The organism is Streptomyces sp. NPDC058000, assembly GCF_042886435.1.
Classification (GTDB): Bacteria; Actinomycetota; Actinomycetes; order Streptomycetales; family Streptomycetaceae; genus Streptomyces.
The window spans coordinates 107,224-131,155 of sequence record NZ_JBHVQS010000004.1; the positions used below are offsets into that span (position 1 = coordinate 107,224).

General features: G+C 70.5%; 22 protein-coding genes. 8 read left to right on the top strand and 14 right to left on the bottom strand.

Annotation, left to right across the window (positions count from 1 at the left end):
• Nucleotides 1-7 precede the first annotated feature (7 nt).
• The 4 genes from ACFVT2_RS06645 to ACFVT2_RS06660 form a co-directional block, all read right to left on the bottom strand.
• Nucleotides 8-325, bottom strand: a complete 318-nt coding sequence (locus ACFVT2_RS06645; RefSeq protein ID WP_390012940.1) for a non-heme iron oxygenase ferredoxin subunit — start codon at nucleotides 323-325, stop codon at nucleotides 8-10.
• Nucleotides 322-1,506 (bottom strand): Fe-S cluster assembly protein SufD, encoded by a 1,185-nt coding sequence (gene sufD / locus ACFVT2_RS06650; RefSeq protein WP_390012942.1) that lies wholly within the window; start codon nucleotides 1,504-1,506, stop codon nucleotides 322-324. Before sufD ends, ACFVT2_RS06645 begins: the two co-directional genes overlap by 4 nt.
• A gap of 61 nt (nucleotides 1,507-1,567) precedes the next feature.
• Nucleotides 1,568-2,989, bottom strand: a complete 1,422-nt coding sequence (gene sufB / locus ACFVT2_RS06655) for a Fe-S cluster assembly protein SufB (protein ID WP_390012944.1) — start codon at nucleotides 2,987-2,989, stop codon at nucleotides 1,568-1,570.
• Entirely contained in the window at nucleotides 2,986-3,804 is an 819-nt protein-coding gene (locus ACFVT2_RS06660) for a helix-turn-helix transcriptional regulator (protein WP_390012946.1), read from the bottom strand. Before ACFVT2_RS06660 ends, sufB begins: the two co-directional genes overlap by 4 nt.
• A gap of 224 nt (nucleotides 3,805-4,028) precedes the next feature.
• Between ACFVT2_RS06660 and ACFVT2_RS06665 the strand changes: the two genes are divergently transcribed.
• The 3 genes from ACFVT2_RS06665 to ACFVT2_RS06675 all read left to right on the top strand — a co-directional run bounded on the left by ACFVT2_RS06665 (nucleotide 4,029) and on the right by ACFVT2_RS06675 (nucleotide 6,859).
• A complete protein-coding gene (locus ACFVT2_RS06665; protein ID WP_390012948.1) occupies nucleotides 4,029-4,991 on the top strand; it encodes an ABC transporter ATP-binding protein in 963 nt (320 codons plus the stop codon).
• Complete coding sequence (locus ACFVT2_RS06670; protein ID WP_390012950.1) at nucleotides 4,988-5,761, top strand: ABC transporter permease; 774 nt, start codon at nucleotides 4,988-4,990, stop codon at nucleotides 5,759-5,761. The genes ACFVT2_RS06665 and ACFVT2_RS06670 overlap by 4 nt, the downstream gene beginning before the upstream one ends.
• 102 nt (nucleotides 5,762-5,863) lie before the next feature.
• On the top strand, nucleotides 5,864-6,859 hold the full coding sequence (locus ACFVT2_RS06675; protein WP_390012952.1) for a heme A synthase: 996 nt from the start codon (nucleotides 5,864-5,866) through the stop codon (nucleotides 6,857-6,859).
• Here the strand turns inward: ACFVT2_RS06675 and ACFVT2_RS06680 are convergent.
• The 3 genes from ACFVT2_RS06680 to ACFVT2_RS06690 form a co-directional block, all read right to left on the bottom strand.
• On the bottom strand, nucleotides 6,832-7,878 hold the full coding sequence (locus ACFVT2_RS06680; protein ID WP_390012954.1) for an amidohydrolase: 1,047 nt from the start codon (nucleotides 7,876-7,878) through the stop codon (nucleotides 6,832-6,834). The genes ACFVT2_RS06675 and ACFVT2_RS06680 overlap by 28 nt on opposite strands.
• Before the next feature lie 128 nt (nucleotides 7,879-8,006).
• Nucleotides 8,007-8,393, bottom strand: a complete 387-nt coding sequence (locus ACFVT2_RS06685; RefSeq protein WP_390012956.1) for a hypothetical protein — start codon at nucleotides 8,391-8,393, stop codon at nucleotides 8,007-8,009.
• 45 nt (nucleotides 8,394-8,438) lie between these two features.
• The gene (locus ACFVT2_RS06690; RefSeq protein ID WP_390012958.1) at nucleotides 8,439-9,389 is read right to left on the bottom strand and encodes a heme o synthase; all 951 of its coding nucleotides are present in this window, start codon (nucleotides 9,387-9,389) and stop codon (nucleotides 8,439-8,441) included.
• A 518-nt stretch (nucleotides 9,390-9,907) separates the two neighbouring features.
• Here ACFVT2_RS06690 and tkt point away from each other — a divergent pair.
• The 5 genes from tkt to pgl are packed head-to-tail and all read left to right on the top strand — an operon-like array spanning nucleotide 9,908 to nucleotide 16,551.
• The gene (gene tkt, locus ACFVT2_RS06695) at nucleotides 9,908-12,010 is read left to right on the top strand and encodes a transketolase (RefSeq protein ID WP_390012960.1); all 2,103 of its coding nucleotides are present in this window, start codon (nucleotides 9,908-9,910) and stop codon (nucleotides 12,008-12,010) included.
• Nucleotides 12,011-12,046: 36 nt separating this feature from the next.
• Nucleotides 12,047-13,165 (top strand): transaldolase, encoded by a 1,119-nt coding sequence (tal, locus tag ACFVT2_RS06700; protein WP_390012962.1) that lies wholly within the window; start codon nucleotides 12,047-12,049, stop codon nucleotides 13,163-13,165.
• 4 nt (nucleotides 13,166-13,169) lie between these two features.
• Nucleotides 13,170-14,702 (top strand): glucose-6-phosphate dehydrogenase, encoded by a 1,533-nt coding sequence (gene zwf / locus ACFVT2_RS06705; RefSeq protein WP_390012964.1) that lies wholly within the window; start codon nucleotides 13,170-13,172, stop codon nucleotides 14,700-14,702.
• A complete protein-coding gene (gene opcA, locus ACFVT2_RS06710) occupies nucleotides 14,699-15,748 on the top strand; it encodes a glucose-6-phosphate dehydrogenase assembly protein OpcA (protein WP_390012966.1) in 1,050 nt (349 codons plus the stop codon). Before zwf ends, opcA begins: the two co-directional genes overlap by 4 nt.
• Complete coding sequence (gene pgl, locus ACFVT2_RS06715) at nucleotides 15,745-16,551, top strand: 6-phosphogluconolactonase (protein ID WP_390012968.1); 807 nt, start codon at nucleotides 15,745-15,747, stop codon at nucleotides 16,549-16,551. The genes opcA and pgl overlap by 4 nt, the downstream gene beginning before the upstream one ends.
• 88 nt (nucleotides 16,552-16,639) lie before the next feature.
• Here pgl and pgi read toward each other — a convergent pair whose 3' ends face one another.
• The 7 genes from pgi to gap form a co-directional block, all read right to left on the bottom strand.
• The gene (pgi, locus tag ACFVT2_RS06720) at nucleotides 16,640-18,292 is read right to left on the bottom strand and encodes a glucose-6-phosphate isomerase (RefSeq protein ID WP_390013213.1); all 1,653 of its coding nucleotides are present in this window, start codon (nucleotides 18,290-18,292) and stop codon (nucleotides 16,640-16,642) included.
• Between the two features lie 57 nt (nucleotides 18,293-18,349).
• Complete coding sequence (locus ACFVT2_RS06725; protein ID WP_390012970.1) at nucleotides 18,350-19,624, bottom strand: MFS transporter; 1,275 nt, start codon at nucleotides 19,622-19,624, stop codon at nucleotides 18,350-18,352.
• Between the two features lie 238 nt (nucleotides 19,625-19,862).
• Nucleotides 19,863-20,198 (bottom strand): RNA polymerase-binding protein RbpA, encoded by a 336-nt coding sequence (locus ACFVT2_RS06730; protein WP_016578660.1) that lies wholly within the window; start codon nucleotides 20,196-20,198, stop codon nucleotides 19,863-19,865.
• Nucleotides 20,199-20,350: 152 nt separating this feature from the next.
• A complete protein-coding gene (gene secG, locus ACFVT2_RS06735) occupies nucleotides 20,351-20,587 on the bottom strand; it encodes a preprotein translocase subunit SecG (protein WP_390012972.1) in 237 nt (78 codons plus the stop codon).
• Nucleotides 20,588-20,728: 141 nt separating this feature from the next.
• Nucleotides 20,729-21,505: a triose-phosphate isomerase gene (gene tpiA / locus ACFVT2_RS06740; protein WP_390012974.1), complete on the bottom strand. Its 777-nt coding sequence runs from the start codon at nucleotides 21,503-21,505 to the stop codon at nucleotides 20,729-20,731.
• A 6-nt stretch (nucleotides 21,506-21,511) separates the two neighbouring features.
• The gene (locus ACFVT2_RS06745; RefSeq protein WP_390012975.1) at nucleotides 21,512-22,723 is read right to left on the bottom strand and encodes a phosphoglycerate kinase; all 1,212 of its coding nucleotides are present in this window, start codon (nucleotides 22,721-22,723) and stop codon (nucleotides 21,512-21,514) included.
• 111 nt (nucleotides 22,724-22,834) lie between these two features.
• The gene (gene gap / locus ACFVT2_RS06750) at nucleotides 22,835-23,839 is read right to left on the bottom strand and encodes a type I glyceraldehyde-3-phosphate dehydrogenase (protein WP_390012977.1); all 1,005 of its coding nucleotides are present in this window, start codon (nucleotides 23,837-23,839) and stop codon (nucleotides 22,835-22,837) included.
• Nucleotides 23,840-23,932 lie beyond the last annotated feature (93 nt).

Sequence of the window (23,932 nt, forward strand, 5' to 3'; positions counted from 1 at the left end):
GGGGAACTCAGGACTCCTGGGTGACGGAGACGAGCACGTCGTCCCCTTCGATCTTTACGGGATATACGGGGACGGGGCGCGTCGCGGGAAGGCCGGACGGCTTGCCGGTCCGCAGGTCGAAGCTGGAGCCGTGCAGCCAGCACTCGATCGAGCAGTCCTCGATCTCGCCTTCGGAGAGGGAGACGTTGGCGTGCGAGCAGATGTCGTTGATCGCGAACACCTCGCCCTCGGTGCGCACCAGCGAGATCGGCGTGCCGTCGATCTCCACCCTCTTGGGGGTGTCCTCCTCCAGCTCGCTCAGCGCGGCCGCGCGTACGTAGGTCATGCCGCCGACGCTTCCAGCTCGGCCTCGATCTTGCTCATCAGTCGCTCTTCGACGTCCGGGAGTCCGATCTGCTGGACCAGTTCGGCGAAGAAGCCGCGGACGACCAACCGGCGCGCCTCGTCGGCGGGGATGCCGCGGGCCATCAGGTAGAAGAGCTGCTCGTCGTCGAACCGGCCGGTCGCCGAGGCGTGGCCGGCGCCGACGATCTCGCCGGTCTCGATCTCCAGGTTGGGCACCGAGTCGACCCGCGCGCCGTCGGTGAGGACGAGGTTGCGGTTCAGCTCGTAGGTGTCGGTGCCGGTGGCGGCCGCCTGGATGAGGACGTCGCCGATCCAGACCGCGTGCGCGTCCTGACCCTGCAACGCGCCCTTGTAGGTCACCTGGGAGCGGCAGTTGGCCACGTCGTGGTCGACGAAGAGGCGGTGCTCCTGGTGCTGGCCCTGCTCGGTGAAGTACAGGCCGTAGAGCTCGGCCTCGCCGCCCGGCGCCGCGTAGGTGATCCGCGGGTGGAGGCGGACGAGGTCGCCGCCGAAGGTGACGACCACGGACTTGAAGGTGGCGTCCCGGCCGACCAGGGCGTTGTGCTGGCCGCAGTGGACGGCGGTGTCGTCCCAGTCCTGGACGGAGACCACGGTCAGCTTGGCGCCGTCGCCGAGGAGGTAGTCGACGTTGGCGGCGAGCACGCCGTCACCGGTGTGGTCGATGACCACGACCGCCTCGGCGAACGCGCCCAGCTCGATGACCTGGTGACCGAAGGCGGTGCCGCCCTCACCGTGCACCCGGATCCGGATCGGCTCGGTGAGGACCGTCTCCTTGGGGACGGTGACCACCGACGCCTTCTCGAACACGCTGTACGCCTGCGCGGCGACCCGGTCCACCGGCTTGCCGGCCTTGCCGACCCGCGGGTCGGCGCGGTCGACGAGCTCGTGGGTGACGCCCTCGGGCGCGGTGATGTCGACCTTCAGGTCGGGACCGCCGGCCGCGGCGCTGCCGTCGTGCAGACCGCGCAGCCGCGCGAGCGGCGTGAACCGCCACTCCTCCTCGCGGCCGTGCGGCACCGGGAAGTCCGCCACGTCGTAGGACGGCGGGGCGCTCATCCGGGTGGCGACGGTGGACTCCGCGGCCACCGCGACGGAACCGGCGGTCGTGGAACCCAACGGGATGTTCTGAGCCTCAGCCATGGCTGTCGTCTAGCTCGCTTTCTGCGTTCTTGCGGGAGTCAGTCGCTGCGTGGGGCCGGGGTCAGCCGACCGCGCCTTCCATCTGCAGCTCGATCAGCCGGTTGAGCTCCAGCGCGTACTCCATCGGCAGCTCACGGGCGATCGGCTCGACGAAGCCGCGCACGATCATCGCCATGGCCTCGAACTCCGTCAGGCCGCGGGCCATCAGGTAGAAGAGCTGGTCCTCGCTGACCTTGGAGACCGTCGCCTCGTGGCCCATGGACACGTCGTCCTCACGGACGTCCACGTAGGGGTAGGTGTCCGAGCGGGAGATGGTGTCCACCAGCAGCGCGTCGCACAGCACGTTGGACTTGGAGCCCGCGGCGCCCTCGCCGATCTCGACCAGACCGCGGTAGGAGGTCCGACCGCCGCCGCGCGCCACCGACTTGGAGACGATGTTGGAGGAGGTGTTCGGCGCCATGTGGACCATCTTGGAACCGGCGTCCTGGTGCTGGCCCTCGCCGGCGAAGGCGATCGAGAGGGTCTCGCCCTTGGCGTGCTCACCCATGAGGTAGACCGCCGGGTACTTCATGGTGACCTTGGAGCCGAGGTTGCCGTCGACCCACTCCATGGTCGCGCCCTCGTAGGCGACGGCGCGCTTGGTGACCAGGTTGTAGACGTTGTTCGACCAGTTCTGGATGGTCGTGTAGCGGCAGCGGCCGCCCTTCTTGACGATGATCTCGACGACCGCGGAGTGCAGCGAGTCCGACTTGTAGATCGGCGCGGTGCAGCCCTCGACGTAGTGGACGTAGGCGTCCTCGTCGACGATGATCAGCGTCCGCTCGAACTGGCCCATGTTCTCGGTGTTGATCCGGAAGTAGGCCTGGAGCGGGATGTCCACGCGGACGCCCTTGGGCACGTAGATGAACGAGCCACCGGACCAGACCGCGGTGTTCAGCGACGCGAACTTGTTGTCACCGACCGGGATGACCGTGCCGAAGTACTCCTGGAAGAGCTCCGGGTGCTCCTTGAGCGCGGTGTCGGTGTCCAGGAAGATGACGCCCTGCTCCTCCAGGTCCTCACGGATCTGGTGGTAGACGACCTCGGACTCGTACTGCGCGGCGACACCGGCGACCAGGCGCTGCTTCTCCGCCTCGGGGATGCCCAGCTTGTCGTAGGTGTTCTTGATGTCCTCGGGCAGCTCCTCCCAGGAGGCGGCCTGCTGCTCGGTGGAGCGGACGAAGTACTTGATGTTGTCGAAGTCGATGCCCGAGAGGTCGGAACCCCAGGTCGGCATGGGCTTCTTGTCGAACAGCTTCAGCCCCTTGAGCCGCAGCTTGAGCATCCACTCCGGCTCGTCCTTCTTCGCCGAGATGTCGCGGACGACGGCCTCGGACAGGCCGCGCTTGGCGGCGGCACCGGCGACGTCGGAGTCGGCCCAGCCATATTCGTACTTACCCAGTCCCTCAAGCTCAGGGTGAGCAGTCTCCGTGGGGAGCGTCATGCGGGGTTCCTCCCGGCCGTGCTAGCAGATGCTGTGGTGGTCTTGGTGGGGCGCTCACCGGTGCGGTGAGCTGCCTTGCCGGCGCCGGCCTTCGGGACGAAGGTCGTGCACACCCCGTCGCCGTGGGCGATGGTGGCAAGGCGCTGTACGTGGGTCCCGAGCAATCGGGAGAAGACCTCGGTCTCCGCCTCGCACAGCTGCGGGTACTGCTCGGCGACGTGGACGACCGGGCAGTGGTGCTGGCAGAGCTGTTCACCGAGCTGTGGATTGGGCGCGCTGCGCGCCGTAGCAGCGTACCCGTCCGCGGTCAACGCCTTCGCAAGGGCCTGGGTGCGGGCCTCCGGCTCGGCCGTCTCGACCGCCTCGCGGTACCCCTCGGCCTGCGCGGCGAGCCGGGCCCGGGCGAACGCGGCGACCGCCGCCTCGCCCTTGGCGCCGCCGCCCGCGCTCTGCGCGATCCAGCGCATCGCATCGGCGGCGAGGCCGTCGTACGCCTGGTCGAAGGCGTCCCGACCGCACTCGGTGAGGGCGAACGCCTTGGCCGGACGGCCGCGGCCGCGAGCGCCGTAGACCCGCTTCTCGCGGGGCTCCACGACACCCTCGGCGACCAGCGCGTCCAGATGACGGCGGACCGCGGCCTGGGTCAGCTCCAGGCGGAGGGCCAGCTCGGCCGCGGTGGACGGGCCGTGGTCGAGGATGGAGCGGGCGACGCGGTTGCGGGTGCCGCGCTGCTCGTCGTGCGCGGGCGCGGAGGAATCCGGACCGGCGGTCTGCCGGGCCGCGGGCCTCTCCCGATCCTCGCTCACGTTTTTCACAACGCCATTGTTGCGTAATTCCTCAAAGCGATTCAAGCCTGTATCGCATTGCGGACCGGTGGCCTCCGTCACTTAGGGTTACCTAATTACGACGCCACCCGTCACGCTCCGGAACCGGCGCCTCCCCTTCCGGAGGGCACCTCCCCAGGCCGTCCCCGCACCGCTCCCGGACAGGTCCCGGCCCCAGCTCCCGGCGCCCCGTCCCGCTCCGTAGACTGCCCGGCATGCCCAGCACCTCCCCAGGGGACGCCCCCCGCTCCCCCGGCCGTGAGCCTGCCGTCGAGGTCGTCGGCCTGGTCAAGCGGTACGGGACCAAGACCGCCGTGGACGGTCTCGACCTCACCGTCGCACGCGGCACCGTGACCGCCGTCCTCGGCCCCAACGGCGCCGGGAAGACCACCACCGTCGAGACCTGCGAAGGCTACCGGCGCCCGGATGCCGGTCGGGTCCGCGTCCTGGGACTGGACCCGATCGCCGACGCCGCCGCCCTGCGACCGCGGATCGGCGTGATGCTCCAGTCGGGTGGGGTCTACGCGGGCGCCCGGGCCGAGGAGATGCTGCGGCACACCGCCACCCTGCACGCCCACCCCCTCGACGTGGACCAGCTGATGGACCGGCTGGGCCTGGACAGCTGCGGGCGCACGTCCTACCGGCGGCTGTCCGGCGGCCAGCAGCAGCGACTGGCCCTGGCGATGGCCGTGGTCGGCCGCCCAGAGCTGGTGTTCCTCGACGAGCCGACGGCCGGTCTCGACCCGCAGGCCCGGCGCGCCACCTGGGAGCTCGTCCGGGAACTGCGCGCCGACGGCGTCAGCGTGGTGCTGACCACCCACTTCATGGACGAGGCCGAGCAGCTGGCCGATGACGTGGCGATCATCGACGGCGGCCGGGTCGTCACCCAGGGCAGCCCGGAGCAGCTGTGCAAGGGCGGCGCCGAGAACAGCCTGCGCTTCACCGGCCGCCCCGGCCTGGACGTCGCCTCGCTCCTCAAGGCGCTGCCGGCCGACAGCGCCGCCGCCGAACTGACCGCCGGCACCTACCGCGTCCAGGGCCGGATCGATCCGCAACTGCTGGCCACCGTGACCTCGTGGTGCGCCCAGAACGGCGTGATGCCCGACGCGATAGCCGTCGAACGCCACACCCTGGAAGACGTCTTCCTGAAGCTGACCGGCAAGGAGCTGCGCGCATGACCACCGCGACCGGTACGTTCGCCCCCCGGCCCGGCGCCGCACCGCTGCCCCGGATGATCCGCGCCCAGGCCGCCCTGGAGACCAGGATGCTGCTGCGCAACGGCGAGCAGCTGCTGCTGACCGTGATCATCCCGACGCTGCTGCTGGTGCTGTTCTCCGCCGTCCGCGTCATCGACACCGGCGCCGGCAAGCCGGTGGACTTCCTCGCACCGGGCGTCCTGGGGCTCGCCGTGCTGTCCACGGCGTTCACCGGGCAGGCCATCGCCACCGGCTTCGAACGGCGCTACGGCGTGCTCAAGCGGCTGGCCGCCTCGCCGCTGCCGCGCTGGGGGCTGATGACCGCGAAGACCTGCGCGGTGCTGGTCACCGAGGTGCTCCAGGTCGCCCTGCTGACCGCGGTCGCCCTCGCGCTGGGCTGGTCCCCGCACGGCAACCCCCTCTCCGTGGTCCTGCTGCTCCTGCTGGGCACCGCCGCGTTCTCCGGTCTGGGGCTGCTGATGGCCGGCACCCTCAAGGCCGAGGCCACGCTGGCCGCCGCCAACCTGGTCTTCCTGCTGCTGCTCGTCGGCGGCGGGGTGATCGTCCCGATGGACAAGTTCCCGGCCGCGGCCCAGCAGGTGCTCCAGTTCCTGCCGATCTCCGCGCTCTCGGACGGTCTGCGGGAGGTCCTCCAGCACGGCGCCGGCCTGCCCCTGGCCGACCTGGGGATCCTGGCCGTCTGGGCCGTCCTGGGCCTGGGCGCGGCGGCGAAGTTCTTCCGCTGGGAGTAGCCGGGGCGCGCGTCGGGGCGCACCATGCCCCCGACCAGGCCCGCACGCCCGTTTCGCACCCCTCGTGAAAACACGCACAAGCCTCCACCTACGATGACTCCCGTGCCGAACACGCTGAATCCCCTTGAGCTGATCGCCCGCCACTGGCAGCCCTCCGCGCGCTTCGTCCGGCGGGCGGCGCTCGCCACCGTCGTGATGGCCGTGGTCATCGTCGTGACCGGCGGCGCGGTCCGGCTGACCGAGTCCGGTCTGGGCTGCTCGACCTGGCCCAAGTGCACGCCGGACAGCCTCACCCCGACCGCCGCGATGGGCATCAACGGCCTCATCGAGTTCGGCAACCGCATGCTGACCTACGTCCTGTGTGCGGTCATCGGGCTGTTCATCGTGGCCGCACGGGCCCGCGCCCCGCGCCGCCGCTCGCTCACCCGGCTCGGCTGGGCGCAGTTCTGGATCGTGATGGGCAACGCGGTCTGGGGCGGCATCGTCGTGCTGACCGGCCTGAACCCGTACCTCGTCGCCGCGCACTTCCTGCTCACCAGCGCCCTGCTCACGGTCGCCGTGCTCAGCTGGCAGCGCGCCAAGGAGGGCGACGAGGAGCCGCGCGACGTCGTTGCCCGGCCGGTCCGGCAGCTTTCCTGGCTCCTGGTGGCGGCGACCGGCGCGCTCACCGTCATCGGCACGGTCGTCACCGGCACCGGCCCGCACGCGGGCGACGCGCACAAGGTCCACCGCATCCCGCTGAACTGGCAGGAAATCACCCAGCTGCACGTCGACTTCGTCTACATCGTGGTCGGTCTGAGCGTCGCCCTGTGGTTCGCCCTGCGCGCGGTCAAGGCCCCGGCCGCCGCGCGCCGGGCGGCGCTGGAACTCCTCGGCTGCATCGCCCTCCAGGGCGTCATCGGCTACGTCCAGTACTTCGCCGGCCTGCCGGAAATCGTCGTCGGACTCCACATGCTGGGCTCGACCCTGGTGTGGATCGCCGTGCTGCGGGTCTGTCTGTCGCTGCGCGACCGCGGTCCGCTCCAGGAGGACGACCCGCGCCCGGCGGTCGCCGACGAGGCGACGGACGCTCAGCTCGCCTCCGCCGCCAGCCGGTAGACCCGGCGCGCGGTCCCCGAGCCGATCAGCTCGGTGATCCGCCGCCCGTCCGCGGCGGCGCACAGCCCCTCGGCGGTCCACTCCCCGACCACCCGCGCCATGGCCCGGGCGAAGAGCCGGGCCGCGGTGACGTAGAGCTCGGGCAGCCCGCGCGCCCCCGAGGAGAACAGCAGCTTGCCGAACGGCGCCTGGCCCAGCGTCTCCTCGGGGAACGGTCCGGTGTCCGCGTACACGTGGGCGTGCACCCCGGCGAGCTGCGCGGCCCGCCGGTGGTGCGGGGCCTCGGGCAGCAGCACGAGGTCGGAGCCGAGCCCGGCGGTGGCCCGTAGGAAGGCGGTCAGCGGCTGCGGGTCGGGGCAGTGCAGCTGCACCGGGAGCCCGGTCGCCATCGCGCTCCACAGCAGGTGCCGGACGAGCGCGGGTTCCCCCAGCGGCTCCCCTGGGCGGCGGCCGCGCAACCAGCGGTCCGCGGCCCGTCGCACCTCACCCGCCCCCGGGGCCCGCCCCTCGCAGTACACGGCGCCGGAGGCGAAGGCGGTGGCGTGCTGGGCGGCGGAGTAGAGGGCCTCGGCGGTGTAACCGAGGAAGGAGTCGACGCTGCCGGAGGTGTCGGCGACCTGCTCGGCGAGCGGTTCCAGCCGGACGACCTCATGGGCGCGGGCCTCGGCGGCGGCGGCGAGTTCGGCGGCCGAGGTCAAGCCGCCGGGGGTGCCGGCCTCCACCAGGAACGTGCCGATGCCGGCCCCGCGGAGCAGCATCCGGCCGGCGAGGAAGGCGCCCACCTCGCGCCGGCGGGCCAGATAGCGCACCGGCGCGCAGTGCGGCTCCAGACCCAGCAACGGGGGGCACCAGCGGCGTATCGCGAGACCGGTCCGGGTGTCGAAGTGACTGGTGCCGGCGGGGGCCGGGCCCTGGGCACGGGCCGCGGCGGCCAGCTGCGCCTCGAAGGAGCCGAGGCCCAATTCGCCGTGGACGGCGCCGTGGCTGTGCTGGTCGATGAGCGGGGGGAGTGTGTCCATCCGCCCCTCCTCGCCATCAGCCCGATGGGCGTGGCCGGTCCACCGCGCCTGTGAGCTTAACGGGCGAGCCGGTGGTGAGGTAGCGGGCGATGCGCCCCGGCGCACGGCACCGGGGCGGGAGTTCGGGCCTACGGGTTGGCCGGACCGCCCACCTGAATGCCGGCCATCCGGGACCACTCGTACGGGCCGGTGCGGACCTTGGCGGCCAACTCGCCGTCGAAGTCGCTCTGGAGGGTGATACCGGCCTGCTCGACGGCCCGCTCGGCGGCGCCGTAGCTGTCCGCGACCAGGTTGCCCCACTCGCCGTTGGCACCGACCAGGGCGATCCGGGTGCGACCGCGGCCGATGTGGGCGAGCTGCCCCTCGGCGCTGCCGCCGTGGGTGCTCGCGAAGGCCCGGATCTGCTTGGCGAGTCGGGCCGCCTGCTTGTCGGCCCGCTTCTGCGCCGGGGTCGCGGTGGCCGTGCCGCCCGCCGCCTGCTCGTCCGCCTGCTGGGTGTCTGCCATGGTCAGCATGCTACTCGCGAGTACCGTTTTTGTGGGGGTGATCCCCCACACCTCCTAGCGCAGGAACGGGTCCACGGCGACGGCGACGAACAGCAGCGACACATAGGTGATGGACCAGTGGAACAGCCGCATCTCCTTGAGCTTGGGCCCGGTGATGCCGGCCTTGGCGCGGGCCTGGAGGGCGTGCGCCTCACGGAGCCAGAAGGCGCCGCAGGCGACCGCGACGGCGGTGTAGAACCAGCCGGTGTAGCCCAGCGGCTGGAGCAGCAGCGAGACCGCGACCATCACCCAGCTGTAGAGGACGATGTGCCGGGCGACGACCTTGTTGCCCGCGACGGCCGGCAGCATCGGCACGCCGACCCGCTTGTAGTCCTCCGTGACCTTCATCGACAGCGGCCAGTAATGCGGCGGCGTCCAGAAGAAGATGACGAGGAAGAGGACGACGGACGCCCAGGAGACCGTGTTGGCCACCGAGGACCAGCCGATGAAGACCGGCATGCAGCCCGCGATGCCGCCCCAGACGATGTTCTGCGAGGTGCGCCGCTTGAGGATCATCGTGTAGACGACGACGTAGAAGAGCAGCGCCCCGAGGGACAGCATCGCCGACAGTGGGTTGACGAGGAACCAGAACCACGCGGTGGAGCCGACCGCGAGGGCGGTGGCGAAGACCAGGCATTCGCGCGGCGAGACCATGCCCGTCACCAGCGGCCGCTGGGAGGTGCGGTCCATCATCGCGTCGATGTCGCGGTCGAGGTACATGTTGTACGCGGCGGCACCGCCGGCGGAGAGGTAACCGCCGATGCAGGTCGCCAGCACCAACCACAGGTCCGGCACACCACCGGCCGCCAGGAACATCACCGGCACCGTGGTCATCAGCAGCAGCTCGATGACCCGTGGCTTGGTCAGCGCGATGAACGCCTTGAGCCGGGCCCCGAACGGCCGGTTACCGGGACTCCCGGGGACTTGAGAGAGCCCCCCCGCAGGACGGGTTTCGACGGCCGTCACGCACACCCCTGGAAGTTAACGTCAGCGGCCTGGGCCGCGGAGATAAGGCCAGCAAGCTCCGCCGGCGGTGAACACCCGGTAAAGGCTTGCGCTTACCACGCCACTTTAGACGTTGGCCATACGGCGGCTCTCGCGGGGGTGGGGTCGTGTTGGGCGCCCGGCCGCGGGGCGGTGGTGGCGGCATGCCCGGCGGACCCCGTGACGGTTTGTCCGGAGCTTTCCCGGGGCGTTCGCCCGGCGTTCAAGAGGCGGAGGCGCCCGGTGCCCGGCAGTCTGGTCCTATGGCGCGACCCCGGCGCCGGGAATACCCCAAGCATCTACTTCGTTGCCCTAAGCGACAATTGTTCCCCGACAGCCATCTGTCGAGTGAGCGCCCCGACCGCCGACTGAGCACCGACTGAGCGTGGAAATCACCGACTGAGCGTCGAAAAGGCGGGCGCATTTACGGGGGTAGGCTCGACACCGCCTGGCGGACATGACGTCCGCATTCGACATGTGGAGAGGAGCCCTGACTCAGGGTGAGCACCAAGCCGACCACCACAGATTTCGAGTGGACCGAACTGGACCAGCGGGCGGTGGACACCGTCCGCGTCCTGGCCATGGATTCCGTGCAGAAGGTCGGTAACGGCCATCCGGGTACGGCCATGAGCCTGGCGCCCGCCGCCTATGTTCTCTTCCAGAAGCTGATGCGGCACGACCCCGCCAACGCGGACTGGACCGGCCGGGACCGGTTCGTCCTCTCCGCAGGCCACTCCAGCCTGACCCTCTACATCCAGCTCTTCCTGGCCGGCTACGGCCTGGAGCTGGACGACCTGAAGAGCTTCCGCACCTGGGGCTCGAAGACCCCGGGTCACCCGGAGTACGGCCACACCACCGGCGTGGAGACCACCACCGGCCCGCTGGGCCAGGGCGTCGCCAACGCCGTGGGCATGGCGATGGCGTCCCGCTACGAGCGCGGTCTGTTCGACCCCGATGCGGCGCAGGGCACCTCCCCCTTCGACCACATGGTGTACGTCGTCGCCGGTGACGGCTGCCTCCAGGAGGGCATCGCCGCCGAGGCGTCCTCCATGGCCGGCCACCAGAAGCTCGGCAACCTCGTCATGCTGTGGGACGACAACCACATCTCCATCGAGGGCGACACCGAGACCGCGGTCTCCGAGGACACCCTCAAGCGCTACGAGGCGTACGGCTGGCACGTCCAGCGCGTCGAGCAGCTGCCCAACGGCGACCTGGACCCGGCCGGTCTGGCCAGGGCCCTTGAGGCCGCCAAGGCGGAGACCGGGCGCCCGTCGTTCATCGCGGCCCGCTCGATCATCGCCTGGCCGGCCCCGAACGCCCAGAACACCGAGGCCGCGCACGGCTCGGCGCTGGGCGACGAGGAGATCGCCGCCACCAAGCGCGTGCTGGGCTTCGACCCGGAGAAGTCCTTCGAGGTCGCCGACGAGGTCCTGGCGCACACCCGCGGTGTCCTGGACCGCGGCCGCGAGGCCCGCGCCGAGTGGGAGAAGTCGTTCGCCGCCTGGCGTACCGCCAACCCCGAGCGCGCCACCGAGTTCGACCGGATCGCCGCGGGCGAACTGCCCCAGGGCTGGGAGGACCACGTCCCGTCGTTCGAGACCGGCAAGTCCGTCGCCACCCGTGCCGCGTCCGGCAAGGTGCTCCAGGCGCTGGGTGCGGTCATCCCCGAACTGTGGGGCGGCTCCGCCGACCTCGCCGGGTCGAACAACACGACGATCGACAAGACCTCGTCGTTCCTGCCGGAGGGCAACCCGCTGCCGGGCGCCGACCCGTACGGCCGGACCATCCACTTCGGCATCCGCGAGCACTCCATGGCCGCGGAGATGAACGGCATCACGCTGCACGGCAACACCCGTGTCTACGGCGGCACCTTCCTGGTGTTCTCCGACTACATGCGCAACGCCGTCCGGCTGTCCGCGCTGATGCACCTGCCGGTGACGTACGTGTGGACGCACGACTCCATCGGCCTGGGTGAGGACGGTCCGACCCACCAGCCGGTCGAGCACCTGGCCTCCCTGCGCGCCATCCCGGGCCTGAACGTCGTGCGCCCGGCCGACGCCAACGAGACCGCCATCGCCTGGCGCGAGATCCAGCGCCGCTGGACGAAGGAGTTCGGCGTGGGCGCCCCGCACGGTCTGGCGCTGACGCGTCAGGGCGTGCCGACGTACGAGGCCAACGAGGACACCGTCAAGGGCGGTTACGTCCGCTTCGAGGCCGAAACGGCCGACGGCCGGAGCGCCGCGCCGCAGGTCGTGCTGATCGCCACCGGTTCCGAGCTTCAGCTGGCCGTCGGGGCCCGCGAGCAGCTCCAGGCCGAGGGCGTGCCGACCCGCGTGGTGTCGATGCCGTCGGTGGAGTGGTTCGAGGAGCAGGACCAGGAGTACCGCGACAGCGTGCTGCCGCCGTCCGTCAAGGCCCGGGTGGCCGTGGAGGCCGGCATCGGCCTGACCTGGTACCGCTACGTCGGGGACGCCGGGCGGATCGTGTCCCTGGAGCACTTCGGTGCCTCGGCCGACGCCAAGCTCCTCTTCCGCGAGTTCGGCTTCACCCCCGAAGCGGTGGCCACCGCCGCGCGGGAATCGCTGGCCGCCGCCGCGCGCTGACGCCCGTAATACGACAAGTAGGAGATGCTTAAACCCATGACAGACGCACTCAAGCGCCTCTCCGACGAGGGCGTGGCGATCTGGCTGGACGACCTGTCGCGCAAGCGCATCACGTCCGGCAACCTGGCCGAGCTGATCGACCAGCAGCACGTCGTCGGCGTCACCACCAACCCGTCGATCTTCCAGAAGGCGATCTCCTCGGGCGACGGCTACAGCCAGCAGCTGGCTGACCTGGCGACCCGCAAGGTCACCGTGGACGAGGCCATCCGCATGATCACCACGGCCGACGTCCGGGACGCCGCCGACGTGCTGCGCCCGGTCTTCGACGCCACCGGCGGTCAGGACGGCCGGGTCTCCATCGAGGTGGACCCGCGGCTGGCGCACCACACCGCGCCGACCATCGCCGAGGCCAAGCAGCTGGCGTGGCTGGTGGACCGCCCGAACACGCTGATCAAGATCCCGGCCACCAAGGCGGGCCTGCCGGCCATCACCGAGGTGATCGGCCTGGGCATCAGCGTCAACGTCACCCTGATCTTCTCGCTGGAGCGCTACCGCGAGGTGATGGACGCCTACCTCGCGGGCCTGGAGAAGGCCAAGGCCGCGGGCCTGGACCTGTCCAAGATCCGTTCGGTGGCGTCGTTCTTCGTGTCCCGCGTGGACAGCGAGATCGACAAGCGCCTGGAGCAGCTCGGCACCGACGGGGCCAAGGCGCTCAAGGGCAAGGCCGCGCTGGCCAACGCCCGGCTGGCGTACCAGGCGTACGAGGAGGTCTTCTCCTCCGAGCGCTGGGCCGCCCTCGACAAGTCGGGCGCCAACAAGCAGCGTCCGCTGTGGGCCTCGACCGGCGTGAAGGACCCCGCGTACAAGGACACCCTGTACGTGGACGAGCTGGTCGCCCCGGGCACGGTCAACACCATGCCGGAGGCCACCCTGCAGGCCACCGCCGACCACGGCCAGATCACCGGCGACACGGTGCGCGGCACCTACGCCGCCGCCCAGGCCGACCTCGACGCGCTCGCCGCGCTCGGGATCTCGTACGACGACGTCGTGCAGCTCCTGGAGGACGAGGGCGTGGAGAAGTTCGAGGCGTCCTGGAACGACCTGCTCAAGTCGACCGAGGCGGAGCTTGCGCGCCTCGCTCCTTCGGAGGGCTGATCCCTTGACCGCTGTTCATGGAGCGAACCCGCTCCGTGACGCCGCGGACCGACGGCTCCCGCGCATCGCGGGGCCGTCGGGCCTGGTCATTTTCGGCGTCACGGGCGATTTGTCGCGCAAAAAGCTGATGCCCGCCGTCTACGACCTCGCGAACCGAGGTCTGCTGCCGCCGGGCTTCTCGCTGATCGGCTTCGCCCGTCGCGAGTGGGAGGACGAGGACTTCGCACAGGAGGTGTACGAGGCCGTCAAGCAGCACTCCCGTACGCCGTTCCGCGAGGAGGTCTGGCAGCAGCTGGTCCAGGGCTGCCGCTTCGTCCAGGGCAACTTCGACGACGACGAAGCCTTCGAGACGCTCAAGGACACCATCAACGAGCTCGACAAGGCGCAGGGGACGGGCGGCAACTTCGCCTTCTACCTCTCGGTGCCGCCGAAGTTCTTCCCCAAGGTCGTCCAGCAGCTCAAGAAGCACGGGCTGGCCGATCAGAAGGCGGACTCCTGGCGCCGCGCGGTGATCGAGAAGCCCTTCGGCCACGACCTGGAGAGCGCTCAGGAGCTGAACCGGATCGTCCACGAGGTCTTCCCGCCCAACGAGGTCTTCCGGATCGACCACTACCTGGGCAAGGAGACGGTCCAGAACATCCTGGCGCTGCGGTTCGCCAACACCATGTTCGAGCCGCTGTGGAACCGCAGCTACGTCGACCACGTGCAGATCACGATGGCCGAGGACATCGGCATCGGCGGCCGGGCCGGCTACTACGACGGCATCGGCGCCGCCCGTGACGTCATCCAGAACCACCTTCTCCAGCTGCTCGCGCTGACCGCCATGGAGGAGCCCGCCTCCTTCGAGGCGGACGCGCTGGTCGCGGAGAAGACCAAGGTGCTGGGCGCCGTCCGGCTGCCCAAGGACCTCGGCAAGGAGACCGTCCGGGCGCAGTACACGGCCGGCTGGCAGGGCGGCGAGAAGGTCGTCGGCTACGTCGAGGAGGACGGTATCGACCCCAGGTCGAAGACCGACACCTACGCCGCGATCAAGCTGGGGATCGACAACCGCCGCTGGGCGGGCGTCCCCTTCTACCTCCGGACCGGCAAGCGCCTGGGCCGCCGGGTCACCGAGATCGCGGTGGTCTTCCAGCGCGCCCCGCACTCCCCGTTCGACCACACCGCCACCGAGGAGCTGGGGCAGAACGCCCTGGTCATCCGGGTGCAGCCGGACGAGGGCGTGACCGTGCGGTTCGGCTCCAAGGTGCCCGGCACCTCGATGGAGGTGCGCGATGTGTCGATGGACTTCGCGTACGGCGAGTCCTTCACGGAGTCCAGCCCCGAGGCGTACGAGCGGCTGATCCTCGATGTGCTGCTCGGCGACGCCAACCTCTTCCCGCGCCTGGAGGAGGTCGAGCTCTCCTGGAAGATCCTCGACCCGATCGAGACGTACTGGGACAAGCACGGCAAGCCCGCGCAGTACCCGTCGGGCACCTGGGGCCCCGTCGAGGCGGACGAAATGCTCGCACGAGACGGACGGAGCTGGCGTCGGCCATGAAGATCGATCTGACGGAAACCACAGCCAGCAAGATCAACAAGGCACTGGTCCAGGGCCGCCGCGCCGTCGGCACCCCGGCCATCGGCATGGTGCTCACCCTCGTCATCGTCACCGACGAGGAGAACGCCTACGACGCCCTGAGGGCCGCCAACGACGCCTCCCGCGAGCACCCCTCGCGCACCCTCGTCGTGATCAAGCGGGTCAGCCGGTCGCCGCGCGACCGCGCCAAGGCCCGCCTGGACGCCGAGGTGCGGGTCGGCACGGACGCCGGCACCGGCGAGACGGTGGTGCTGCGGCTGTACGGCGAGGCGATCGACCACGCCCAGTCCGTGGTGCTGCCGCTGCTGCTGCCGGACGCCCCGGTCGTGGTCTGGTGGGCGGTCAACGCCCCGCTGGACCCGGCCAAGGACCCGCTCGGCGCGCTGGCGCAGCGCAGGGTCACCGACGCCTACGCCTCCGAGGAGCCCGTCCGGGACCTCTCCGCACGCGCCGACACGTACACCCCGGGTGACACGGATCTGTCCTGGACCCGGATCACGCCCTGGCGTTCGATGCTGGCGGCGGCGCTCGACCAGTCGCCGTGCACGGTCACCTCGGCCGTGGTCGAGGGCGAGGAGTTCAACCCGAGCTGCGAACTGCTCGCCATGTGGCTCGCCAGCAGGCTGGACGTACCGGTCGAGCGCACCGTCTCGGCCGGCCCCGGGCTCACCGCGGTACGGCTGGAGTCCAGTGGCGGAACGATTGTCCTGGACCGCCCGGACGGCTCCCTGGCCACCCTCTCCATGCGCGGCCAGCCGGACCGCGCGGTGGCGCTCAAGCGGCGGGAGACCTCCGAGCTGCTCGCCGAGGAGCTGCGCCGGCTCGACCCGGACGACATCTACGCCGCCGCGCTGAAGTACGGCGTGGAGCGGATCGGCGAGCCGGGCGGGCAGCCGGCGGCACCGGCCGCGGCGGACCCGGCCACCGGCAAGGCCGCGGACGCGGACAGCGCCCCGGCCAAGCCGGCTGCGAAGAAGGCGCCCGCCAAGAAGGCGGCCGCCAAGTGAGCACACCGCAGGTCGTCGTCCACCGCGACAAGGAGCTGATGGCGAAGGCCGCCGCGGCCCGACTGATCACCAAGATCGTCGATGCCCAGTCGGCCCGCGGCACCGCCTCCGTCGTGCTCACCGGCGGGCGCAACGGCAACGGGCTGCTCGCGGCCCTGGCCGAGGCGCCCGCCCGGGACGCGGTCGACTGGTCCCGGCTGGACCTGTGGTGGGGCGACGAGCGGTTCCTGCCGGACGGCGACCCGGAGCGCAACTACACCCAGGCCCGCGAGGTGCTGCTGGACAGCGTCCCGTTGGACCCGGCCCGGGTGCACCCGATGGCGCCCTCGGACGGCCCGTACGGACATGACGCGGACGCCGCAGCGGAGGCGTACGCGGCCGAACTCGCCGCCGCCGCGAGCCCGGAGCACTACCGATCAGCGGCTACCGACGCGGGCGGCGCGGTGCCGTCCTTCGACGTGCTGCTGCTGGGCGTCGGCCCGGACACCCACGTCGCCTCGCTCTTCCCCGAACTCCCCGCGGTGTACGAGCGGGAGCGGGCCGTGGTCGGGGTGCACGGCGCCCCCAAGCCGCCGCCCACCCGGGTCACGCTGACCCTGCCCGCGATCCGCGCGGCACGGGAGGTGTGGCTGCTTGCGGCCGGCGAGGACAAGGCCAACGCCGCGGCCATCGCCCTGTCCGGTGCCGGTGAGGTGCAGGCCCCGGCGGCCGGGGCACGCGGCCGCAGCCGGACGCTGTGGCTGTTGGACGAGGCGGCCGCCGCCCAACTGCCCCGCGCCCTCTACCCCCCGGCGTCCTCCTGAGCCGGGCGGCGCACCGGGCCCACCGGAGCGTCGCGCACACGCCGACGGCCCCACACCCCCGCGGGTGTGGGGCCGTCGGCGTACTGCCTCAACGCCCGCGCAGCTCACGGTACTTGGCGACCAGGCCGGCCGTGGAGGCGTCCAGTCCCGGCACGTCGGCGCCCTCGGTGAGCGCCGGTTCGACGCGCTTGGCCAGGACCTTGCCCAGCTCGACGCCCCACTGGTCGAAGGAGTTGATGTTCCACACCGCGCCCTGGACGAACACCTTGTGCTCGTAGAGCGCGATCAACTGGCCCAGCACCGACGGGCTGAGCTCCGACGCCAGGATCGTGGTGGTGGGGTGGTTGCCCTGGAAGGTGCGGTGCGGCACCAGTTCCTCGGCGACACCCTCGGCCCGCACCTCGTCCGAGGTCTTGCCGAACGCCAGCGCCTGGCCCTGCGCGAAGAGGTTGGCCATCAACAGGTCGTGCTGGGCCACCAGGTGCGGCTGGAGGTCCTCGACCGGCTGGGCGAAGCCGAGCAGGTCGGCCGGGATCGTCTTCGTGCCCTGGTGGAGCAGTTGGTAGTAGGCGTGCTGGCCGTTGGTGCCGGGGGTGCCCCAGACCACCGGGCCGGTCTGCCAGTCCACCGGCCGGCCCTGGCGGTCCACGGACTTGCCGTTGGACTCCATGTCCAACTGCTGGAGGTAGGCGGTGAACTTGGAGAGGTAGTGGCTGTAGGGCAGCACGGCGTGCGACTGGGCGTCCCAGAAGTTGCCGTACCAGATCCCCAGCAGGCCCAGCAGCAGCGGGACGTTCTCCTCCGGCGGGGCGGTCCGGAAGTGCTCGTCGACGAGGTGGAAGCCGGCCAGCATCTCGCGGAACCGCTCCGGACCGATCGCGACCATCAGCGACAGACCGATGGCGGAGTCGTACGAATAGCGGCCGCCGACCCAGTCCCAGAACTCGAACATGTTGTCGGTGTCGATGCCGAAGCCGGCGACCTTCTCGGCGTTGGTCGACAGCGCCACGAAGTGCTTGGCGACCGCTTCCTCTCCGGCGCCGAGGCCGGCCAGCAGCCAGTCGCGGGCGGAGGTGGCGTTGGTGATCGTCTCGATGGTGGTGAAGGTCTTCGAGGCGATGATGAACAGCGTCTCGGCCGGGTCCAGATCACGGACCGCCTCGTGCAGGTCGGCGCCGTCGACGTTGGAGACGAAGCGGAACTGCATGTCCCGGTGGGTGTAGGCGCGCAGCGCCTCGTACGCCATCGCGGGGCCCAGATCCGAGCCGCCGATACCGATGTTGACGACCGTTTTGATGCGCCGGCCGGTGTGGCCCTTCCAGTTCCCGGAGCGGACCCGGTCGGCGAAGGTACCCATCCTCGTCAGGACGTGCTGCACCGCGGGGACGACGTTCTCCCCGTCGGTGGCCATGACCGCCGAGCCGGGCGCGCGCAACGCGGTGTGCAGCACGGAGCGGTGCTCGGTGATGTTGATCTTCTCGCCGCGGAACATCGCGTCCCGCAGCTCGGCCACGCCGGTCGCCGCGGCCAGTTCGCGGAGCAGCCGCAGGGTCTCGTCGGTGACCAGGTGCTTGGAGTAGTCCAGGTGCAGATCGCCGACTTGGAGGGTCAGGCGCTCGGCACGACCGGGGTCCTTGTCGAACAGCTCGCGCAGGTGCACCTCCCCCATCTGCTCGCGGTGCTTGCTCAACGCGGTCCACTCAGGCATCTGGTCGAGCCTGCCGCGGCCTTCTGCGTTCATTTCGGACATCAGCCTTCTTCGTCTCGTAGCGGCCCCGCCGTCCTCCAACCTAATTGATCAGGGCGCGGTATGAGGTATCTGTCCCCTGTCGGACGAGGTGCTGTCGCCGCCCCGAACAACCGGTATCAGCACCACGGCGCCCACCCCCAGCAGCGCGGCGGCCACCAGCGCCGGGGAGTTGGGCCCGCAGACCACCGCGGCCCCGCCGCCCAGCAGCGCGCCCACCGGGGTCCCGGCGATCGAGACCGTGCGGAACGCGGAGCTGATCCGGCCCAGCATCGCCTCCGGGGCGCGCTGCTGCACCACCGTGGTCTCCAGGACGTTCCACACCGTGCCGGCGAAGCCGAACAGGCCCAGCGCCAGGGCCGCGGGCCACAGCGCGCGCACCGTGCCGAACACCACCAGCACCGCGGTCTGCACCACACCGGCCCACAGCAGGGTGCGGAGCTGGCCGCCGACCGCGGCGACGACCCGGCCGACCAGCAGCCCGCCGAGCACCGTGCCGGCGCCGTATCCCGTGGTCACCGCGACGTAGCCGAAGTCGCCTGCGCCCAGCCAGTCCTTGACGATCACGACCAGCTCGGCGATCAGCGCACCGATGCCGACGTTGCCCAACGCCACCGAGAGGCAGCACCCCCGCAGCACCCGATCGCCCCACAACGCCCGTACGCCCTGCGCGATTTCCCGCCGCAGGGTGCGCCCGGAGGGGGCCGGCGGCCGGGGCGGTGCACCGGTGCGCAGGGACGCCACCAGAGCGGCGGCGATCAGATACGTCACCGCGTCGGCCACGAAGGGCAGCGCGACGCTCACCCCGATCAACACCGGCGCCACCGGTCCCCCGACGAACCGGCCGACGACCTCCTGCCCGGTCATCAGGCGGGCGTTGGCGGTGGTCAGCGCCTCCCTGGGCACCACCGCCGGCAGCAGGGCGGTAGCGGCGTTGTCGAAGAGCGTCTGGAGAGTGGTGAGCGCGAAGGCCAGCGCCAGCAGCAACCCGATACCGGCCGCACCCGCCGCCACGGCCACCGCGAAACCGCCCATCAGCAGCCCGCGCAGCAGATCGACCGCCCACATCGCCCGACGCTGGTCGACCCGGTCGGCGACCGCGCCACCGAGCAGCCCGAAGACCAGCCAGGGCGCGAACCCGCAGGCGGTGACCAGCGCGATCAGCAGCGGATCGGTGGTCACCGCATGGGCGAGCAGCGGGAGGGCGGTGCCCCGCAGCGCGTCACCGAAGCGGGAGACGACGGCGGCGCTCCACAACCGCCCGAACCCACCGCCCCAGGCGAACCCGGCAACTCCCGCCGCACCGCCCGCTCCCGTCCCCGCCATGCCCGCCCCCGTACCGCGCCCCGGGGATCCCCGAGCGGGATCCACCTCCCCAAACCGTACGGTCGAGCACTGACAACGGGCCTAGGGCAACCTCCCCATCCCACGCCTCAGATGCCACCGGCCCCGCCCGGCACTACGTGCCGGGACCCGGAAACGCGGCCGGCCCGGCGAGAGGGACGCGGTGTCCCTCCGGCCGGGCCGGTCGTGGTGAACTGTGTGAACGTGTGGTGCGGTTCCGTCAGATCTCGCCGCGGAGTTTGGCGAGCGCCTCGGCCAGGATCGCCTCACCATCGGCGTCGCTGCGGCGCTCCCGGACGTAGGCGAGGTGCGTCTTGTACGGCTCGGTACGCGGCGGGTCCGGCGGGCTGTCCCGGTCCTTGCCGGCCGGGAAACCACAGCGCGGGCAGTCCCAGGTGTCCGGCACCTGGGCATCGCCGGCGAAGCTGGGCTGCGTCTCGTGCCCGTTGGAGCACCAGAAGGAGATGCGGATGCGCGGCGCGGACTCGCCACGCTCCGCCTCCCCCATCGGCCCCGCCCCGACCCGACTTCCTCGGATCGCGTTGCCACTTGCCACGGTCGTAACTCCCTGCGTAATGGTGCCGCGTGCCTCTCACAGCGACTGCGCTGCGGGCGCCCCAGTCTACGAAAGGCCCAACGCGCGTCCAGTGACACGAGTTACCGTCCCGGGACGCTGCCTTCATGATAGGCCGCGCCCTAGACGGTATGTCAGCTGCCGAGCTTGACCATGACGCCCAGCACCACGATGCAGGCGAACCAGAGCAGAGCGATCACGATGGTGATGCGGTCGAGGTTGCGCTCGGCGACCGAGGAGCCGCCGACCGAGGACTGCATACCGCCGCCGAACATGTCGGACAGACCGCCGCCCTTCCCCTTGTGCATGAGCACCAACATCATCAGCAACACGCTGAAGATGATGAGGGCGATCGAGAACCCGATGACCACGGCTGGACCAACTCTCTGAGGACTGTCGGACGGAACGTACCGACCGCCCGGCGGGGCCGGACGGTGCGGGGCCGGGCGGTGCGCACGACACCGGACCCGGCCCCGACAGGGTACGACGGGCCGGGCCCGTCGTCATAGCTGCTACTGATCGCGGAAGCGGACGATCTTCACGAACTCGTCCGCGTCCAACGCCGCGCCGCCGATCAGGGCGCCGTCGACATCCGGCTGCCCCATGATCGCCGCGACGTTGCCGGACTTGACCGAGCCGCCGTACTGGATGCGGACCTTGTCGGCCAGCTCCTGGCTGTAGAGCTCGGCGAGGCGGCCGCGGATGGCGCCGCAGACCTCCTGCGCGTCCTCGGGCGTGGCGACCTCGCCGGTGCCGATGGCCCACACCGGCTCGTAGGCGATCACGATCGTCTCGGCCTGCGCGGCCGGGACGTCCTTCAGGCCGCCGTCGACCTGGGCGAGGGTGTGCGCGACCTGGTTGCCGGCCTTGCGGACGTCCAGGCCCTCGCCGACGCACAGGATCGGGGTCAGGCCGTGCTTGAACGCGGCCTTGACCTTGGCGTTGCAGATCTCCTCGTCCTCGCCGTGGTACTGGCGGCGCTCGCTGTGGCCGACGGCCACGTAGGTGCACTTGAGCTTGGCCAGCATGGCGCCGGAGATCTCACCGGTGTAGGCACCGGAGTCGTACGCCGACAGGTCCTGGGCGCCGTACTTGAACTTGAGCTTGTCGCCGTCGACGAGGGTCTGCACCGAGCGCAGATCGGTGAAGGGCGGCAGGACCGCGACCTCCACGGCGTCGAAGTCCTTGTCGTTGAGGGCAAAGGCGAGCTTCTGGACGTGGGCGATGGCCTCAAGGTGGTTGAGGTTCATCTTCCAGTTGCCCGCCATCAGCGGGGTGCGGTCACTCACGGTTGTTCAGTCCTCCAGAGCGGCGAGGCCGGGGAGCGTCTTGCCTTCGAGGTATTCGAGGCTGGCGCCGCCGCCGGTCGAAATGTGGCCGAAAGCATTCTCGTCGAAGCCGAGCAGGCGCACCGCGGCGGCCGAGTCACCGCCGCCGACGACGGTGAAGGCGGCCGAGTCCAGCAGCCCCTGCGCCACGGCCTTGGTGCCGTTCGCGTAGTCGGGGTGCTCGAAGACGCCCATCGGGCCGTTCCAGAAGACGGTGCCCGCGTCGGCGAGCTTCGCGGCGTAGAGCTCGCGGGTCTTCGGGCCGATGTCCAGGCCCTCCTTGTCGGCCGGGATGGCGTCCGAGGCGACGACGTCGAAGGTGGCCGGGGCCTTGGTCTTCAGGTCCGGGAAGTCGGCCGAAACCAGCACGTCGACGGGGAGCACGAACTCCACGCCGCGCTTCTCCGCCTCCGCCAGGTACTCCAGGCAGACCGGGATCTGGTCCTTCTGGAGCAGCGAGATCCCGACCTCGTGGCCCTTGGCCGCCAGGAAGGTGTACGCCATGCCGCCGCCGACCAGGATGCGGTCGGCCTTCTTGAGCAGGTTGTCGATGACGGCGAGCTTGTCGGAGACCTTGGCGCCGCCGAGCACCACTACGTAGGGGCGCTGGACGTCGTCGGTGAGCTTCTTCAGGACGCCGACCTCGGTGGCGATCAGGTCGCCGGCGGCGTGCGGGAGCCGCTTGGGCAGGTCGAAGACCGAGGCGTGCTTACGGTGCACGGCGCCGAAGCCGTCGCCGACGTACAGGTCGGCGAGCTCGGCGAGCTGGTCGGCGAAGGCGCCGCGCTCGGCGTCGTCCTTGCTGGTCTCGCCCGCGTTGAAGCGGAGGTTCTCCAGGACGGCCACCTGACCGTCGGCCAGGTCCACGGTCACGGCGCGGGCGGAGTCGCCGACCGTGTCGGTGGCGAACGCCACGTTCTGACCGAGGATTTCACCGAGCCGCTCGGCCGCGGCGGCCAGCGAGAAGGCGGGGTCCGGGGCGCCCTTGGGACGGCCCAGGTGGGAGGCGACGATCACCTTGGCGCCGAGCCCGGCCAGCTTGGCGATCGTCGGGGCGACGGCGCGGATCCGGCCGTCGTCGGTGATGGTGGTGCCGTCCAGCGGAACGTTGAGATCGGCGCGGACGAAGACCCGCTTGCCTGCGACGCCTTCCGTGGCGAGGTCGTCGATCGTCTTCATATGAAGTGACTCCGTTGTAGTCCGTCATGGGACGGGGCCCGTACGACGCGTTACCGCGTCCTACGAGCCCCGTCCACACATTCCGGTGCCTTGGGTGACGTCAGGCAGTGATCAGAGCTGGCCACCGACGAAGACGGTGAGGTCCACCAGACGGTTGGAGTAGCCCCACTCGTTGTCGTACCAGCCGACGATCTTGACCTGGTTGCCCTGCGCCATCGTAAGGGAGGAGTCGAAGGTGCAGGAGGCCGGCCAGTTGACGATGTCCGAGGAGACGATCGGGTCCTCGGTGTACTCCAGGATGCCCTTGAGCTGACCCTCGGCGGCCTTCTGGAAGGCGGCGTTGATCTCGTCCTTGCTGACCTCGCGGTCGAGTTCCAGGACCAGGTCGGTGACCGAGCCGGTGGGGACCGGGACGCGCATGGCGATGCCGTCCAGCTTGCCCTTGAGCTGCGGGAGGACCAGGGCGGTGGCCTTGGCCGCACCCGTCGAGGTCGGGATGATGTTCTCCGCGGCGGCCCGGGCGCGACGCAGGTCGCTGTGCGGGAAGTCCAGGATGCGCTGGTCGTTGGTGTACGCGTGGACCGTGGTCATCATGCCCTTGACGATGCCGAAGTTCTCGTCGAGAACCTTGGCCATCGGCGCCACACAGTTGGTGGTGCAGGACGCGTTGGAGATGACGTGGTGGTTGGCCGCGTCGTACTTGTCGTTGTTGACGCCCATCACGATGGTGATGTCCTCGCCCTTGGCGGGCGCGGAGATCAGGACCTTCTTGGCGCCGGCGGCGAGGTGCTTCGCGGCGTCCTCGCGCTTGGTGAAGATGCCGGTCGACTCGATGACGATGTCGGCACCCAGTTCGCCCCAGGGGAGGTTGGCGGGGTCGCGCTCGGCCATCGTCTTGAAGGTCTGGTTGCCGACCGTGATGGAGTCGTCGGTGTGGCTGACGTCCTGCTTCAGACGACCCAGGATGGTGTCGTACTTCAGCAGGTGGACCAGGGTGGCATTGTCGGTCAGGTCGTTGACACCGACGATCTCGATGTCCGCACCTTGCTCCAGGAGCGCGCGGAAGTAGTTGCGACCAATGCGGCCGAATCCGTTGATGCCTACGCGGATCGTCACGAACCGATCTCCTCGTTGGTACGCCGGTTTTGGATACCGGCGAGGTGTATGGACTGTCCCCGACCGCCTCCGACCCTACCTCCTGAACGAGAC